The sequence below is a fragment of the Photorhabdus sp. RM96S genome, from assembly GCF_042879335.1.
Taxonomy (GTDB): Bacteria; Pseudomonadota; Gammaproteobacteria; order Enterobacterales; family Enterobacteriaceae; genus Photorhabdus; species Photorhabdus kayaii.
Window position 1 is genome coordinate 21,985 of sequence record NZ_JBHFKT010000013.1, and the last position, 13,685, is coordinate 35,669.

Genomic DNA, 13,685 nt, shown 5'->3' on the forward strand with positions numbered 1-13,685 from the left:
ATGGGAATTAAGAAAATATCTCGATGGTGTGTAGATATGTACATTTGTTGCGAGTACATATTGAAACCCCATCGATGCTATTATGAAATTTTACCGCAAAAATATGGCACATTACCCTTTTTCTGTTTTCAGAATAAAAAAATAAAGCCGGTTACCCGGCTTTATTTCCTTATCTATTCCGTTGCTTGATAGAATAGGTTTATGGAATGACTATAACACTAGGATCTGTTAACGAACATTCGATGTTTGATACTAGGGTGACAGCAATAATATTTACTGTCGAGTTTCTTGATTTATCAAACAAAGAAACCTTTATCACCTCAGTAGAGAGTTTTTCCCCTTCCACTCCATCATTTAACGTAATTATCCTACCATTGTGTTTCAGAGGAAATTCATTTAACAGAATGCTAGCACTCTTTGAAATATCAACATTATCAGACTTAATAATACCTTTTTGTTCAGCTTTCTGTATTACTTGCTGAACATTCCAACCGTTAATATCTGCACAATCATCAGATCTTGTTCCCGCCACAGCGTTAGCAGTAAAAAGCATCGCAGTTAATATCAATATTAGTCTTTTCATTCGACAACCAAATCCATATCGTGCGAGAGCAATATCTCACGTCGTATATCTCTATTAAGAATTATACAACCTTCTGATGAATGTTCAGGATCTTTTCTGCTAGCACCGTGAATTCTAAAAGCACTACGGCCATGCATATCATTATAACTACATGGGTCAAGGATAATAGTCATGGGGCCTTTTGAGCTATTTTCACCGGTTATTTTATAATAACCTCTGGGTATAGGACCTAAGTTTTTTATACCTTCTGATGCAGGATTATTCTTATGTATACCCTGACCACTCCAACCGGGGCCAATTAGCTTCGTATCGTGATAAATTTCACCACTGTATTGTTGATAAATCCACGTCATAGTGCATGCCTCTACTTGAATTATTAATACTAAGTTTCATTTCTACAAATTAAATAAAACCCATATAGCTCATCAATTAGACAATAACATATCTGAATAGTTCTCATACATTACTAAAATAACTGGATTTATTCTCCATATTTTCCTGTAACTTTTTTTGCTTCCAGTTCCAAACTGAATCTTCTGACATATGGACACGAATATCTGGTATTAAAGATTTTCACTTCCGTGTTCTACGGCATATGTAGGCACGCTGGTTGATATAATCCAAAATCGCTTTCGGCATTAGGCATTAGGCATTAGGCATTAGGCATTAGGCATTAGGCATTAGGCATTACACAAGAATACGGCGCATTACCCTTTTTCTGTTTTCAGAATAAAAAAATAAAGCCGGGCTAACCGGCTTTATTCTTACTTCAATCTGCTCCGGCCACTAGAATTATGCTGCCCTTACAACGTAGTTAAATGCAATGTTACGAGGGCGAGTTTCATTTGCAGTACGTGCGACACGTGATGAATCGAAACTAACTGCGTACGATGTTCCATTTTGTGTCACATGAGATATTGTTCTCAAGTCACCCTCTAGAAAAACTCCGGATGTGGAATCATGTGGACGCGTCATCAAACCAATGCCGTTACCAGCTTCTAAAAAACCTGTCATTCGCTGCATCGCATCCCCCTGCCACGACAGCATTGTGCGTCCCATGTCCACACCGCGTCCATCATCCCAACCACGAATAAATTCGCCTCTTAAATCAGGTAGCCTACCGTCAGGATAAGCTTCTGCTAACTTTGGGTACTGTAATTTATTAAAAGCAGAACCGTTACAATTGAGATAGCCGACAGGTGGATAAGGCAACGGCCACGGAATAGGGGAACCAACAGGAACTTCACCGACTGTTTTAATCCGGTTATCTATCTCTTCACGGGTATACTCACGTAATGAGTTTATTACTTCCTGAACAAGCTTTTGTGTAACCGCTAACGTGTCGCTATTGCCAATCACATTTGTAAGCTGAACCACACCTTTTTGTGTTAATGAGGCACTGGGAATATCTGTCGTAATTTTTTGTTCTATCGCTTTATTTAATTGATCGGTGAGTTTGGCTACATTTCCATCATCCAGAACATCATTGCCAGATTGTGTTGCGATAAAATCAGCGACGACAGATGATATGGTTGATGACTGACGTAATACCTTATTTAACAAGTGAGTGGTAACATTACCCGATGGAAATCCAGTCTGCAAACTTTGGTTTTCTTCATATTTTTCTTGACTAACCACATTTGCATTATCACTAATAGAAAAAGCTTTAAAATCATTCTTATGACTCATGTACTTTCTCCTTAAATTAAATAATATTATTTTATAATCAACATATTAAATTATTGTAAAAATAGTCTCCCTTGCAATTCACACTAATAAAAGTCTAGTCCAGAAAAAGAATTTGGTTCAACATTTTGGCACAAAAATATACTACAAAAATTTATATTTAACATCGGGAAATTATTTTTCTATTACTCCTGTCGTCTGATAGAAAATTTCGCAAGCAATTAAAAGAATAAGCGCGTAAAAAACTACGAGAACGGGGTAATTAAACCGAAAGGTTGAACTTTTTAAAATGACAACAGGCATCTAATTCTGAGTGCCTCTTTTATGAATTACTCTAATGACTTTATATGTGGGTCTTAACCTATCGTAATCCTAACTGGTACACCTCAAAATCTAAGGAGATAAAGACGGACTAACCAACGTTACTTACTAGCCACATCTTTCCTCCTTTTATATATTTCTGATAACCAATTATCAATGCAATAAATATTACCATTGATAGTGCCGCTGATGTATCTATATAAAAAATAAAACTTTCTTCATTAGTTCACTTCATTTAGATATTGACTGAATGATATTTGAAGCTTCAATTAGTGTAAGTAGATGCCCGCTATCACCTTTTCGGCCTCTAATTGTTACAGTTAGCATGTTTCACACCGATAAAAAGTAGGCATAACACCTACAAATATATTGATAACGGAATTAATGTATAGGTATTATACTCATACATTAACCAAACGGAGGATTTATGGGTAGTGCAGAACTAATAAAACTCCTAATAGCTGACGGATGGGTTAAGGCCAGACAAGACGGTAGTCACATCACTCTAACTAAACCCGGTGTTGCAAAAATAATCACAATACCGCACCCAAGAAAAGACTCATCAAAAGGTGTTATCCGGCAGGCACAAAATATTTCAGGGCTGAAATTACTATGATAACGGGCACAATTATACCGCCCTTTCTCTGCAAAGCTCATGATCAAATTAAGAGGTAATACTATGATTTATCCACTCTTTATATTTAAAACAGAAGATGGGTTTGACGGTTACTTCCCCGATGTTGAAAGCTGTTTCTTTGCTGGCAATACCTTAGAAGATGCTATTCGGGATGCTAAAAAAGCATTCGCGCAGCACATGGAAGTTTTAACCGAACACGGCGGCTATGTCCCTACCCCTAAAGACTCATCTGATTACATCGGTGATCCTCGCTTGTCTGAAGATGGAGGGGTTATTGCCCTCATCGAGTTAGATCCAGCGAAATATGAGTCAAAGGCCATAAAGTTCAATTTAACTATGCCTGGTAATCTATTAACTGCTATAGATCGCTACATTGAGAAAAACGGACACTATAAAAACCGCTCTGCTTTTCTAGCTGAGTTAGCCAGAAAAGAAATAGCTCCCCACTAACAGATTTAGGGTAGGAAACTACCCTAAGCAAAATTCACCCGGATCGGACTTGCGATTCATCGATTAAAATTCAACCTCCCAATATATTGCCATTTGATTTAAAAGAAAAAAATATCACTCACAAAGCTGACAAATGGCATAATTATGACGCATTCACGGCACACAATGATGGCACAAATAGGATACATTACCTTTTTTCATTTTTAGTTTTCAGGATAAAAATAAAGCCGGGCTAACCGGCTTTGTTACTACCTCAGTTTATCCAGCCATTCAATACCGGAAGCTTGTAAAATATCTTACTCTGCTCAGTAATACCCGATATTTTTTCCATTCAAATAAAGTGGCTTCTTATATTGCTGGTTTTCAAAGAGTATTTCCGTTCAGCTATTATGCTGCTCTCACTATGTAATTAAATGCAACATTGCGGGGACGGGTTTCATAACCGCCGGTATTGTTAGCAATTGATGTAACAGTTGCGTCGCCTGTAACATCCCTACCGAGCGGATATTGGTATCTATCTACAGGTCCTTGATAATTAGAAAGGTATTTTCTTCTCTCGTTCCCTTGAGAAAGTTGTATTCTTTTTGTGTTGTCAGTTTGTGCGCTTAAAATAATACGATCACTATCAACACCTCGACTATCATCCCAACCACGAATAAATTCTCCACGCAGGTCAGGTAATTTTCCGGTTGGATACACTGCCGCTAATTGTGGGTAAGTTGTTTTATCGAACTCTGCTCCGTTACATTGCAGCCACCCGGCTGGTGGTATAACTGTAGGCCAGGGAATAGGAACACCCACAGGAATATTATTAACTGCATTGATTAAATTATTAACTTCTGCCTTGGTATATGCACCTATATCCCCAGCCTCTAGACTAATGTCAGTAGACAATGTTTTCCCATTCACCTTTCGGCTATTAGGCACTCTGTCATTAATATTTTCACGCAATGAATCTATTATTTCCTGGGCTAGCTTTTGAGTGACAACCAATGTATCACTATTGCCCACTACATCTGTAAGCTGAACAACACCTTTCTGTGTTAATGAGGCATTTGGCACTTCTGCTGTGATTTTTTGCTCTAACGCTCTGTTTAATTGGGCTGTGATTTTAATTATATCACCATCATCTAGAATATTATCGCTAGATTGTGTAGCGATAAAATCAGCTACCACAGATGATATAATTGATGACTGGCGAAGAACTTTATTTAATAAATCGATAGAAATAGTATTTGGTGGAAACCCTGTCAGTAAATCCTTACTTTCTTCATATATTTCTTGACTAATTATATTCGCATTATTACTAATAGAAAAAGCCTTAAAATCATTCTTGTGACTCATGTACTTTCTCCTTAAATTAAACAATGTTATTTTATAATCAACATATTAAATTATTGTAAAAATAGTCTCCCTTGCAATTCACACTAATCAAAGTCTAGTTCAGAAAAAGAATGTAGTTCAACATTTTTGAATCAAAAATATACCTTCCAAATTTATATTTAACATCTGGAAATTATTTTTATTTCATCCTGTAACTTTTCTATTTTAAATTACAAACTGAATATTCTGGCATTTGGACAAGAATATCTAAGCGGTAATGTTCAGAAATATCATAGGATTCCCTATCTTTGTAGAAAACACGCGCATTGTTATTATCGATACCCTTAAGTTGCCAGTTCTGAAAACGTGTCGGTAAATGCAAGTGCTGAGATACCATCATACACACCTCATCCCATACCTACTCTATAGCTTGTGATATTACAGTTATATATTTCACCCATAAAACAACTGCAGTTAAGCGATATAATACTTGCCACAGTCCCATGACGGGATTAAGGTGACTGTGATGAAAATAATATCCATTGCATCATCGAAAACGTTCTGAGAAAAACACCCAGATGCAAAACAACCACTAAAGGCTTAGTTTGACGAGGCAAAAAATGCCTCATGGAACCGACTACTTATCAAAAAATCCACACAATTTTGTTTTATATACTAAACAAAGTAACCAATTTATAACAATTTGTCGCGGAGTATTTTACCTGTTATAAGTTATTACATTACCTGCTAATTTATGAGATTAGGCTCACTCATCAATCATTACTAAAGTTAAATAGGAACTTCATATAATGGAAGACCCAGTAATCCTTCTGGAAAAAATCCTGACTTTTGCCCATAACGATCCCCGTATTGATACAGTTATCCAAACAGGTTCCCGTGCCAGAAATGCACGTGTAGATAAATTCTCAGATCTAGATATAGAACTGATTGGTTCAGGAACAGATGAATTAATAGGCAATGATTTATGGTTTAAGCAGTTGGGTGACGTTATGGTTGCATTGCATCTGGCTAATGAAAAAGAGGATGAACCAGATTGGCCAACTTGTCTGGTCGTTTTTAACGGCGGTCGTAAGGTGGATTTCACACTGGCAAGTGTTAAGCGCCTGAAAGATATGAAACAAAGAGGCTTGGATGAACTTTATCAACGCGGCTATAAGGTCCTCCTTGATAAGACGGGCCTTACAAACGGACTTCCTGAAATTACTCACCAATTGACTAAATCGTATATTCCATCATCAACAGAGTTTAATGAAAACCTGCGCGAGTTCTGGTTCGAGGCAACACAAGTACCTGTTTATATCACTCGTGGTGATTTATGGCCTGCAAGAATGAGGGATAATGAGATGAAAGACTTATTGCTAGCAATGATGGAGTGGTACGTCTCGATAAAAAGTGATGGAAAGACGGATGTCTGGTACAACGGCCATCATTTGCATGAATGGCTGCCTGAGAAGTTCAGCAAACATATTCAAGGGATTTTTAGCAGTTATGGCAAAGAAGAAGCGATACGAGCATTGCTGGAAACCACAGAGCTTTATACGGAGATTTCTGCTGAAGTGGCAGAAATGAAGGGGTTTGAGTTCGATAGTGAGTTACCCAGTAAAGTCAGGAAACATATTATGCAAGTTTGTTATGGTTAAATAATCTCGAACACCACAAAAAAACCTGTGAGTGTAATCAAAAGTCAAACGAAACAGTTCAATGAGGAAACTAGAAAAAAATGAAAATGCAAAAGGACTCTTCTCATACAGTTACGATCAAGGAAGTAATTATTCAGCAGAACGGTAAAGAGAATACGGAACACAGCGACCCGGTACCACTCGTCGAAATGTCAGTCAGTCTCGCTTCGCTCGGCTCGAACCTGCGACCCGTTGATTAAAAGTCAACGGCTCTACCAACTGAGCTAACGACTTACTCTAGGGGAATTGGTTTTGAATGAAGCTTTAAGATGGTGGGTCGTGCAGGATGACTCGGCCTGCGGCCTCGCCCTTCGGGCCAGCGCTCACGCGCTGTTGTCTCGCTTCGCTCGGCTCGAACCTGCGACCCATTGATTAAAAGTCAACTGCTCTACCGACTGAGCTAACGATCCATCTGGGAAATTGGTTTTGAATGAAACTCTAAGATGGTGGGTCGTGCAGGATTCGAACCTGCGACCAATTGATTAAAAGTCAACTGCTCTACCGACTGAGCTAACGACCCATCTGGGAAATTGGTTTTGAATGAAGCTTTAAGATGGTGGGTCGTGCAGGATTCGAACCTGCGACCAATTGATTAAAAGTCAACTGCTCTACCGACTGAGCTAACGACCCATCTTGTGACTTCTCTCGGCAACGGCGGCATATATTACTGATTTCTCCGCACTACGCAATGATTATTTTTTCAAATTACGTTTAAATGACTACTAAGCACTCAATTAACCCCGAAAATGTATCACTACACCCTTCCGGGGCCAATAATTACAGCGTAGAAAGCTTTTTCTCTGCCAGTTTAGCTGCATTCGAACCAGGATATTGTTTCATGACCTGTTGATAAACCGATCTCGCTTTATCCTTTTGCCCCTTGTCCTGCATGATTAAACCAACCTTATAAAGCGATTCACCACTCTTCTGCGACTTTGGATACTCTTTTACTACCGTAGCAAAGTAATAAGCGGCTTCGTCTTTCTTACCCTTGTTATAATGAAGTTGCCCTAACCAGTAATTAGCATTAGGCATATAACTCGATTTTGGGTAACTCTTCACGAAACTCTGAAAGGCTACAATCGCTTTATCGTACTCTTTGGTATTCACCGCCAAATGAACAGCAGCATCATAATCACCCTTCTCACTGCCCGTGCCAACAGATGATGATGCCTGATTGCCTCTATTATTTGCCGTTGAAGAAGCTGTATTTGCAGTAGGTTTACTCCCCTCAGAACTGGTAGCTCCTTCCAGTTGCTGATAAATATCCTTCTGCCGCTCTATAATCTGATTGAGCTGATACTGATTCTCCTGAATCTGCCCCCGAAGCATGTCAATATCACGTTGAGAATCAGCAAGTTGCTGCTGGAGCTGAGTTAACAGCTGACTGTGAGCATTGGAAATACGCTCTAGTTGGGTAAGGCGCTCATCGGTAGAACCCGAGCCGACATTACTGATTGGCGCTTGGGCAATAGCGGCCCAAGGAACCGCTACGCCAACCAATAACGACAGACCCAAAAAATGATGTCTGAAGTTACTGTTCATGAACTACTCTTAATATGCCAGTACTGCGCGACGGTTTTTAGCGTAAGCTGCTTCGTCGTGGCCCAGCACAGCAGGTTTTTCTTTACCGTAAGAGACGATAGAGATTTGCTCACCGGAAACACCTTTGCCTTGCAGGTACATTTTCACTGCATTAGCACGGCGTTCACCTAATGCGATGTTGTACTCAGGAGTACCACGTTCGTCAGCATGACCTTCTACAACAACTTTGTAAGATGGGTTGTTGCGCAGGAATGCCGCGTGAGCGTCTAGCAGCTGAGTAAAATCTGAGTTGATGTCGTATTTGTCAAAACCGAAATATACGATGTTGTTGTTTTGTAGCTCTTGCATTTGCTGACGAGCTAATTCCTCTGCTGACAGACCCGCATTAGTTTCGTTAACAGTGCCTACACCAGTCTGATCGTTATCAGCATTCTTGTTAGAACTACACGCTGCTACGGCCATAACTGGTAAAGCTAACATCAGCCCTTTTAGCACTTTGTTCAGTTGCATCTCTTTGATCCTTTTAAAATTTGCCATACATATTATTATGCATCACAGATACGGCGACCAGGCAGGAAATTTTACCTGTCCATCGGTTGCCGGAAGACGCGCTTTGAAACGCCCGTCAGTCGAAACTAGCTGCAATACAGTCCCCAACCCTTGGCTGGAGCTATAAATCACCATAGTGCCGTTAGGTGCGATACTCGGCGTTTCATCCAGGAACGTATCCGTCAAAATTTGAACGGCTCCCGTTGCCAGATCTTGTTTAGCTATGTGCTGCTTACCACTCTCTGAGCTGACCATCACCACAAAATTGCCATCTGCGCTTACATCAGCATCCTGGTTTTGTGTGCCTTCCCAAGTGAGGCGTTGCGGAGCACCGCCATTAATATCGGTTTTATATAACTGTGGACGACCACCCTGATCAGAGGTATAAACCAAAGTCTGGTTATCCGGCATCCAACTTGGCTCAGTATTGTTACTGCGCCCATCTGTAACCTGACGAATCTGAGCTGAACTCAAATCCATCACATAAAGATTCAAACTACCCGATTTAGACAGAGCAAACGCCAATTTACTGCCATCAGGGGAAAATGCAGGTGCACCGTTATGACGCGGGAAAGAGGCAACCTGACGTACCTCACCACTCGCCAAGGTCTGGATAACCAAGGCAGAACGGCCACTTTCAAATGTCACATAAGCCAGTTTGGCGCCATCAGGAGACCATGCCGGCGACATCAACGGTTCTGGCGAACGGTGAACAGTGAACTGGTTGTAACCATCGTAATCAGATACACGCAGTTCATACGGATATTTACCGCCATTAGTCTTTACAATGTAAGCCAGACGAGTACGGAATGCGCCTTTGATGCCCGTCAGTTTTTCAAATACTTGATCACTGGCTGTATGCGCAGCATAACGCAACCATTGTTTGGTCACTTTAAACTGATCCTGAGCAAGTACTGTGCCCGGAGCACTCGAAGTATCAACCAACTGATAAGAGATCAAAAAACCACCATCTGCGCTTGGTTGAATCTGCCCAACAACAACAGCGTCAATCCCCAACGCAGACCACGCAGCAGGTGTTACCTCAGATGCCGTCGTTGGTTGCTGTGGCATACGGCTGATATCAATAGGGTTAAATTTACCGCTGTTGCGAAGATCAGCGCCAACAATCGCCCCAATCTCTTCCGGTGCATTACCCGCTCCAGTCCATTTAAAGGGTACAACGCCAATAGGACGTGCAGAATCGACACCTTGGGTGATCTCGATACGAACTTCTGCGTAAGCAACCGTGGCCCACAACATTAAAATGCCTAGTACTACTTTAAAAGCCTGCCTCATTAATCTCTCCCTTATCACGATGGAATAGTCGCAATAATTCGCAGAATATTAACAAACGTCAACAAACAAAACCAGATATACCCGTTATCTTTCAAGTTGCCTCTTTGTTGGCTGCACTCGCTCACCCCGGTCACATCGTTACCTATGCTCCCGGGGATTCGCACCCTTGCCGTCTCGATGCATCTTGAAATCCATAAGGTATAGCTTAATAACATTGAATGGTTTTGTTTGTTATTAATATTAATAACTTCTAAATAACAACTTTATTGAGGTTTGAAATCAAGCGGCGCGTTTTTAAACGCTTCATAAACCTCCTTGCTTGGCGGTTTCGGAATTTTCGCTTGTTTAGCCGCCGCTACCGCCGCTTGGCACAACGCCTGGTCTCCCCCCTCTGACTTTACATCAATTAACAAGCCATCAGGAGCAAGTTTAATCCGTAATGCACAGGTACGCCCACGATACATGCTTGGATCGTAAAACTTATTCTGTATCGCTATCTGGATCTGCCCCAGATAGTTATTAATGTCAGCATTTGAAGCGCCACTTTTCTTACCGCCACCTTTACCGGCGGCAGAAGCCCCTCCTTGCTGTTTCGGTGCATTGGAAGTTAAACCACCCAGTAAGTCATCAACTTCACTTGCCTGTTTAGTGGCTTGCTCAGCGGCTTTTTTCTTGGCGTCAGCTTCGGCCTTGGCTTTAGCCTTTGCATCTGCCTCAGCTTTGGCTTTAGCATCCGCTTCAGCCTTGGCTTCTGCTTTAGCTTTAGCCTCAGCTTCTGCTTTAGCTTTAGCCTCAGCTTCTGCTTTGGCTTTCGCTTCTTCCACAGCTTTTTGTTTAGCAGCAGCGGCTTCAGCTTCTTTTTTAGCTTCAGCTTCGGCTTTCTTCTGTGCCTCAGCCTGCTCTTTAATCAGTTTTTCTTTTTCAGCCTTAGCCTTTGCCGCAGCTTCTTCTGCCTGTTTTTGCTCTTCACGGGCTTTGTTTGCGGCTTCTACAGCTTGCTTTTTCTGTTCTTCCGCTGCCTGTTGCGCCTTAATTCGCTCTTCTTCTACCGCTTTTAAACGCTCCTGCTCTTCAGCCTGTTTTTCCCTTAATTCGGCTGCTTGCTGCTCCGCTTTCTTCTTTCGTAACTGCTCTACACGCTTAGCATCAGCCTGTTGTTGTTGCTGTTGATTGTACTGTTGTACTACCGCATTCGGATCGACCATAACAGCATCAATAACAGAACCATCCTGACCACCGCCACCCATTTCAGTTTTTCGTGTCAGGGAACCCCAAATAAGTAACCCAATCAAAATAATATGCAACACAACCGAAACGATAACAGCGCGATTTAATTTATTGTTTTGCCCGTTTGTCTTTCCCACGCTCGATATCCAAGATCTTCAAATAACAGCAACTGCCAGCCAAACTCAGATAGCCTGAGTCATTAAGCCAACGGATTTCACACCTGCCTGATGCAGCATGTTGAGTGCCTTAATAATCTCATCGTAAGGCACTTCTTTCGAACCACCGATCAAGAAAACGGTTTTTGGATTCTCTTTTATTCGTGCCTGCGCTTCCGCAATAATCTGCGGCTCAGGCAATAATTCCAATCGTTCATGGTTAACTATCATGGTGTACTGACCAACACCAGAAACCTCCACGATTACCGGTGGATTATCAGAGTTAGAAACCGTTTTAGAATCTACCGCATCCGGCAGATCAACTTCTACGCTTTGAGTGATAATCGGCGCTGTTGCCATAAAGATAAGCAACAGAACCAGCAATACGTCCAGTAAGGGAACGATATTGATTTCGGATTTCAGCTCACGCTTGCGACTACGAGTGCGTGCCATAGCCTCCCCCTTACTATTTGTTCTCTGCTTGATTTTCAGCAGCGAAAGCCTGACGATGCAAAATAGCCAGGAACTCTTCCATAAAGTTATCGTAATTTTGCTCCAGCTTATTAACACGTTGATTCAAGCGGTTGTATGCCATAACTGCCGGAATCGCCGCAAACAGACCAATCGCCGTTGCAATCAACGCTTCTGCAATACCCGGCGCCACCATCTGGAGAGTGGCCTGTTTTACCGCACCTAACGCGATAAATGCATGCATGATGCCCCAAACTGTACCAAATAGACCAATGTATGGACTAATTGAGCCAACTGTCCCCAAGAACGGAATATGGCTTTCCAGCGATTCCAATTCACGATTCATTGAGATACGCATTGCACGCGAAGCCCCTGTTACTACCGCTTCTGGAGCATGATTATTTGCATGGTGCAGACGGGCAAATTCTTTGAACCCAGAATAAAAAATTTGTTCTGTTCCACCTAAAGAATCTCGACGCGACTGACTTTCCTTATATAAGCGTGATAATTCAATACCCGACCAGAATTTGTCTTCAAACGCTTCCGCTTCACGAGTTGCTGCATTGAGAATTTTGGTCCTTTGAATAATGATCGCCCATGAAGCAACGGAAAAGCAGATCAAAACAAGCATGATCAGCTGCACCAAAAGGCCCGCTTTCAAGAATAAATCTAGAATGTTCATGTCAGTCACTGCTTAAACTCCGCGACAATAGACTTTGGAAGCGCAATCGGCTTCATTTGAGATGTATTCACGCAGGCGACTAAAACTTCTGCGCTGTTAATCATTGCTCCATTACCATCAACAATGCGTTGAATAAATGTCAAAGATGCTCGACGAATATCCGTAATTTCACTCTGCACCTCCAACATATCATCAAGCCGGGCCGGGGCTCGGTAATCAACCACCATACGCCGTACAACAAATGCAATTTGTTCATCAAGTAAACGCTGTTGATGAATTCCATGCTGACGTAACATCTCAGTACGTGCTCTTTCATAAAAGACGACATAACGGCCGTTATAAACTATCCCGCCTACATCTGTATCTTCATAATAAATACGAATGGGCCACCGGAACAACGTATTACTCACTTTCAATCCTACATAAGGCGAATTAACGTTGCCACTATACTCAAGACAATGCGGCTTTGGAATAATGTGCAAATAAAAAATTTATGGGTTAGATGCCCCAATAACATACAGAATTAACTTATAAAGAAATGACACAGCCCCAAAATCAAGCATGCCGGCAAGGGAGAGAAAAAGATACGCCAGACGATATTTCTTGGCTGAAAACCTACCCCGAAAGTCACACCTGTACATACAGACCATATTAGCAAAATACCTTGCCATATCTGTAATGAACTGGTGTTAGCCGCAAAACGAGCAGGGTCCCAGAATACATAAGCAGCGAATATTAATGCCACAATAAGGATAAAGCCCGCACAGGGGCTTTATCCATTAGTATCCATGCCGATAGTATTTATCCATACCCGTCATCTTTCAAGTTGCCTCTTTGTTGGCTGCACTCACTCACCCCGGTCACATAGTTACCTATGCTCCCGGGGATTCGCTCCCTTGCCGTCGCGATCCATCTTGAAATCCATTGGGTATATCAACAAGATTTCTCGCTATTTTTCGCGACTTTTTCTTCTTCATTATGTTCAAGAGCTAAGGCTGCGATGATAGCGAAACTACAAGCCAAGAGCGTTCCGAGAATCCAAGCAAAATACCACATGCTT

The 13,685-nt window shown here is 41.5% G+C and carries 17 protein-coding genes, 4 tRNA genes and 1 pseudogene; 3 read left to right on the forward strand and 19 right to left on the reverse strand.

The genetic code is table 11. The features are described 5' to 3' along the window. Positions 1–199 precede the first annotated feature (199 nt). The 3 genes from ACGF49_RS09695 to ACGF49_RS09705 form a co-directional block, all read right to left on the reverse strand. The gene (locus tag ACGF49_RS09695; protein ID WP_011145765.1) at positions 200–583 is read right to left on the reverse strand and encodes a hypothetical protein; all 384 of its coding nucleotides are present in this window, start codon (positions 581–583) and stop codon (positions 200–202) included. Next, positions 580–936 carry a tlde1 domain-containing protein gene (locus tag ACGF49_RS09700; RefSeq protein ID WP_387490742.1) on the reverse strand — a complete coding sequence of 119 codons (357 nt, stop codon included), beginning with the start codon at positions 934–936 and terminating at the stop codon, positions 580–582. Before ACGF49_RS09700 ends, ACGF49_RS09695 begins: the two co-directional genes overlap by 4 nt. A gap of 439 nt (positions 937–1,375) precedes the next feature. Beyond that, on the reverse strand, positions 1,376–2,272 hold the full coding sequence (locus tag ACGF49_RS09705; RefSeq protein WP_113043796.1) for a tail fiber protein: 897 nt from the start codon (positions 2,270–2,272) through the stop codon (positions 1,376–1,378). 745 nt (positions 2,273–3,017) lie between these two features. On the opposite strand from ACGF49_RS09705, the gene ACGF49_RS09710 reads away from it, so the two are divergent. Continuing rightward, on the forward strand, positions 3,018–3,206 hold the full coding sequence (locus ACGF49_RS09710) for a type II toxin-antitoxin system HicA family toxin (protein ID WP_046397782.1): 189 nt from the start codon (positions 3,018–3,020) through the stop codon (positions 3,204–3,206). Positions 3,207–3,269: 63 nt separating this feature from the next. Next, on the forward strand, positions 3,270–3,677 hold the full coding sequence (locus ACGF49_RS09715) for a type II toxin-antitoxin system HicB family antitoxin (RefSeq protein ID WP_113043795.1): 408 nt from the start codon (positions 3,270–3,272) through the stop codon (positions 3,675–3,677). A gap of 387 nt (positions 3,678–4,064) precedes the next feature. Here ACGF49_RS09715 and ACGF49_RS09720 read toward each other — a convergent pair whose 3' ends face one another. Both ACGF49_RS09720 and ACGF49_RS09725 read right to left on the reverse strand, forming a co-directional pair. Next, positions 4,065–5,021 (reverse strand): phage tail protein, encoded by a 957-nt coding sequence (locus ACGF49_RS09720; protein WP_113043794.1) that lies wholly within the window; start codon positions 5,019–5,021, stop codon positions 4,065–4,067. Positions 5,022–5,220: 199 nt separating this feature from the next. After that, positions 5,221–5,400 carry a hypothetical protein gene (locus ACGF49_RS09725; protein WP_146748127.1) on the reverse strand — a complete coding sequence of 60 codons (180 nt, stop codon included), beginning with the start codon at positions 5,398–5,400 and terminating at the stop codon, positions 5,221–5,223. Between the two features lie 409 nt (positions 5,401–5,809). Here ACGF49_RS09725 and ACGF49_RS09730 point away from each other — a divergent pair, with 409 nt between their 5' ends. Next, on the forward strand, positions 5,810–6,661 hold the full coding sequence (locus ACGF49_RS09730) for an aminoglycoside 6-adenylyltransferase (protein WP_262977985.1): 852 nt from the start codon (positions 5,810–5,812) through the stop codon (positions 6,659–6,661). 200 nt (positions 6,662–6,861) lie between these two features. On the opposite strand, the gene ACGF49_RS09735 is transcribed toward ACGF49_RS09730, so the two are convergent. The 14 genes and pseudogenes from ACGF49_RS09735 to cydX form a co-directional block, all read right to left on the reverse strand. Continuing rightward, positions 6,862–6,931: transfer RNA gene (locus ACGF49_RS09735), tRNA-Lys, on the reverse strand. Between the two features lie 39 nt (positions 6,932–6,970). After that, a tRNA-Lys gene (locus ACGF49_RS09740) sits at positions 6,971–7,110 on the reverse strand. A gap of 34 nt (positions 7,111–7,144) precedes the next feature. Further along, positions 7,145–7,220, reverse strand: a tRNA-Lys gene (locus tag ACGF49_RS09745). A gap of 34 nt (positions 7,221–7,254) precedes the next feature. Beyond that, positions 7,255–7,330 (reverse strand) — tRNA-Lys (locus ACGF49_RS09750). 147 nt (positions 7,331–7,477) lie between these two features. Beyond that, on the reverse strand, positions 7,478–8,245 hold the full coding sequence (gene cpoB, locus ACGF49_RS09755; protein ID WP_113043792.1) for a cell division protein CpoB: 768 nt from the start codon (positions 8,243–8,245) through the stop codon (positions 7,478–7,480). A gap of 9 nt (positions 8,246–8,254) precedes the next feature. Then, positions 8,255–8,755: a peptidoglycan-associated lipoprotein Pal gene (gene pal / locus ACGF49_RS09760; protein ID WP_112876179.1), complete on the reverse strand. Its 501-nt coding sequence runs from the start codon at positions 8,753–8,755 to the stop codon at positions 8,255–8,257. 42 nt (positions 8,756–8,797) lie between these two features. Continuing rightward, entirely contained in the window at positions 8,798–10,090 is a 1,293-nt protein-coding gene (gene tolB, locus ACGF49_RS09765; RefSeq protein ID WP_228902778.1) for a Tol-Pal system beta propeller repeat protein TolB, read from the reverse strand. A 14-nt stretch (positions 10,091–10,104) separates the two neighbouring features. Then, a complete protein-coding gene (locus ACGF49_RS09770) occupies positions 10,105–10,305 on the reverse strand; it encodes a hypothetical protein (RefSeq protein ID WP_262977984.1) in 201 nt (66 codons plus the stop codon). Between the two features lie 48 nt (positions 10,306–10,353). Then, positions 10,354–11,454, reverse strand: coding sequence for a cell envelope integrity protein TolA (gene tolA, locus ACGF49_RS09775; protein ID WP_387490748.1), 1,101 nt, complete (start codon positions 11,452–11,454; stop codon positions 10,354–10,356). 45 nt (positions 11,455–11,499) lie between these two features. Continuing rightward, the gene (gene tolR, locus ACGF49_RS09780; protein ID WP_228902775.1) at positions 11,500–11,925 is read right to left on the reverse strand and encodes a colicin uptake protein TolR; all 426 of its coding nucleotides are present in this window, start codon (positions 11,923–11,925) and stop codon (positions 11,500–11,502) included. Between the two features lie 13 nt (positions 11,926–11,938). Then, positions 11,939–12,634: a Tol-Pal system protein TolQ gene (gene tolQ, locus ACGF49_RS09785; RefSeq protein WP_228902774.1), complete on the reverse strand. Its 696-nt coding sequence runs from the start codon at positions 12,632–12,634 to the stop codon at positions 11,939–11,941. Beyond that, on the reverse strand, positions 12,631–13,035 hold the full coding sequence (gene ybgC / locus ACGF49_RS09790; RefSeq protein WP_011145754.1) for a tol-pal system-associated acyl-CoA thioesterase: 405 nt from the start codon (positions 13,033–13,035) through the stop codon (positions 12,631–12,633). Before ybgC ends, tolQ begins: the two co-directional genes overlap by 4 nt. Positions 13,036–13,148: 113 nt before the next feature. Then, positions 13,149–13,405 (reverse strand): annotated as a pseudogene (gene ybgE, locus ACGF49_RS09795) (cyd operon protein YbgE). 153 nt (positions 13,406–13,558) lie between these two features. Further along, on the reverse strand, positions 13,559–13,681 hold the full coding sequence (cydX, locus tag ACGF49_RS09800; protein ID WP_058589160.1) for a cytochrome bd-I oxidase subunit CydX: 123 nt from the start codon (positions 13,679–13,681) through the stop codon (positions 13,559–13,561). Positions 13,682–13,685 lie beyond the last annotated feature (4 nt).

Bases quoted from the DNA above. Each gene is read 5' to 3' on its own strand.
- cydX (WP_058589160.1), bottom strand. From the start codon at position 13,681: ATGTGGTATTTTGCTTGGATTCTCGGAACGCTCTTGGCTTGTAGTTTC.
- ACGF49_RS09715 (WP_113043795.1), top strand. From the start codon at position 3,270: ATGATTTATCCACTCTTTATATTTAAAACAGAAGATGGGTTTGACGGT.
- ACGF49_RS09700 (WP_387490742.1), bottom strand. From the start codon at position 936: ATGACGTGGATTTATCAACAATACAGTGGTGAAATTTATCACGATACG.
- ACGF49_RS09720 (WP_113043794.1), bottom strand. From the start codon at position 5,021: ATGAGTCACAAGAATGATTTTAAGGCTTTTTCTATTAGTAATAATGCG.
- ACGF49_RS09770 (WP_262977984.1), bottom strand. From the start codon at position 10,305: ATGTTATTAAGCTATACCTTATGGATTTCAAGATGCATCGAGACGGCA.
- ACGF49_RS09710 (WP_046397782.1), top strand. From the start codon at position 3,018: ATGGGTAGTGCAGAACTAATAAAACTCCTAATAGCTGACGGATGGGTT.
- ACGF49_RS09705 (WP_113043796.1), bottom strand. From the start codon at position 2,272: ATGAGTCATAAGAATGATTTTAAAGCTTTTTCTATTAGTGATAATGCA.
- tolB (WP_228902778.1), bottom strand. From the start codon at position 10,090: ATGAGGCAGGCTTTTAAAGTAGTACTAGGCATTTTAATGTTGTGGGCC.
- ACGF49_RS09730 (WP_262977985.1), top strand. From the start codon at position 5,810: ATGGAAGACCCAGTAATCCTTCTGGAAAAAATCCTGACTTTTGCCCAT.
- ACGF49_RS09695 (WP_011145765.1), bottom strand. From the start codon at position 583: ATGAAAAGACTAATATTGATATTAACTGCGATGCTTTTTACTGCTAAC.
- cpoB (WP_113043792.1), bottom strand. From the start codon at position 8,245: ATGAACAGTAACTTCAGACATCATTTTTTGGGTCTGTCGTTATTGGTT.
- pal (WP_112876179.1), bottom strand. From the start codon at position 8,755: ATGCAACTGAACAAAGTGCTAAAAGGGCTGATGTTAGCTTTACCAGTT.
- tolR (WP_228902775.1), bottom strand. From the start codon at position 11,925: ATGGCACGCACTCGTAGTCGCAAGCGTGAGCTGAAATCCGAAATCAAT.
- ACGF49_RS09725 (WP_146748127.1), bottom strand. From the start codon at position 5,400: ATGATGGTATCTCAGCACTTGCATTTACCGACACGTTTTCAGAACTGG.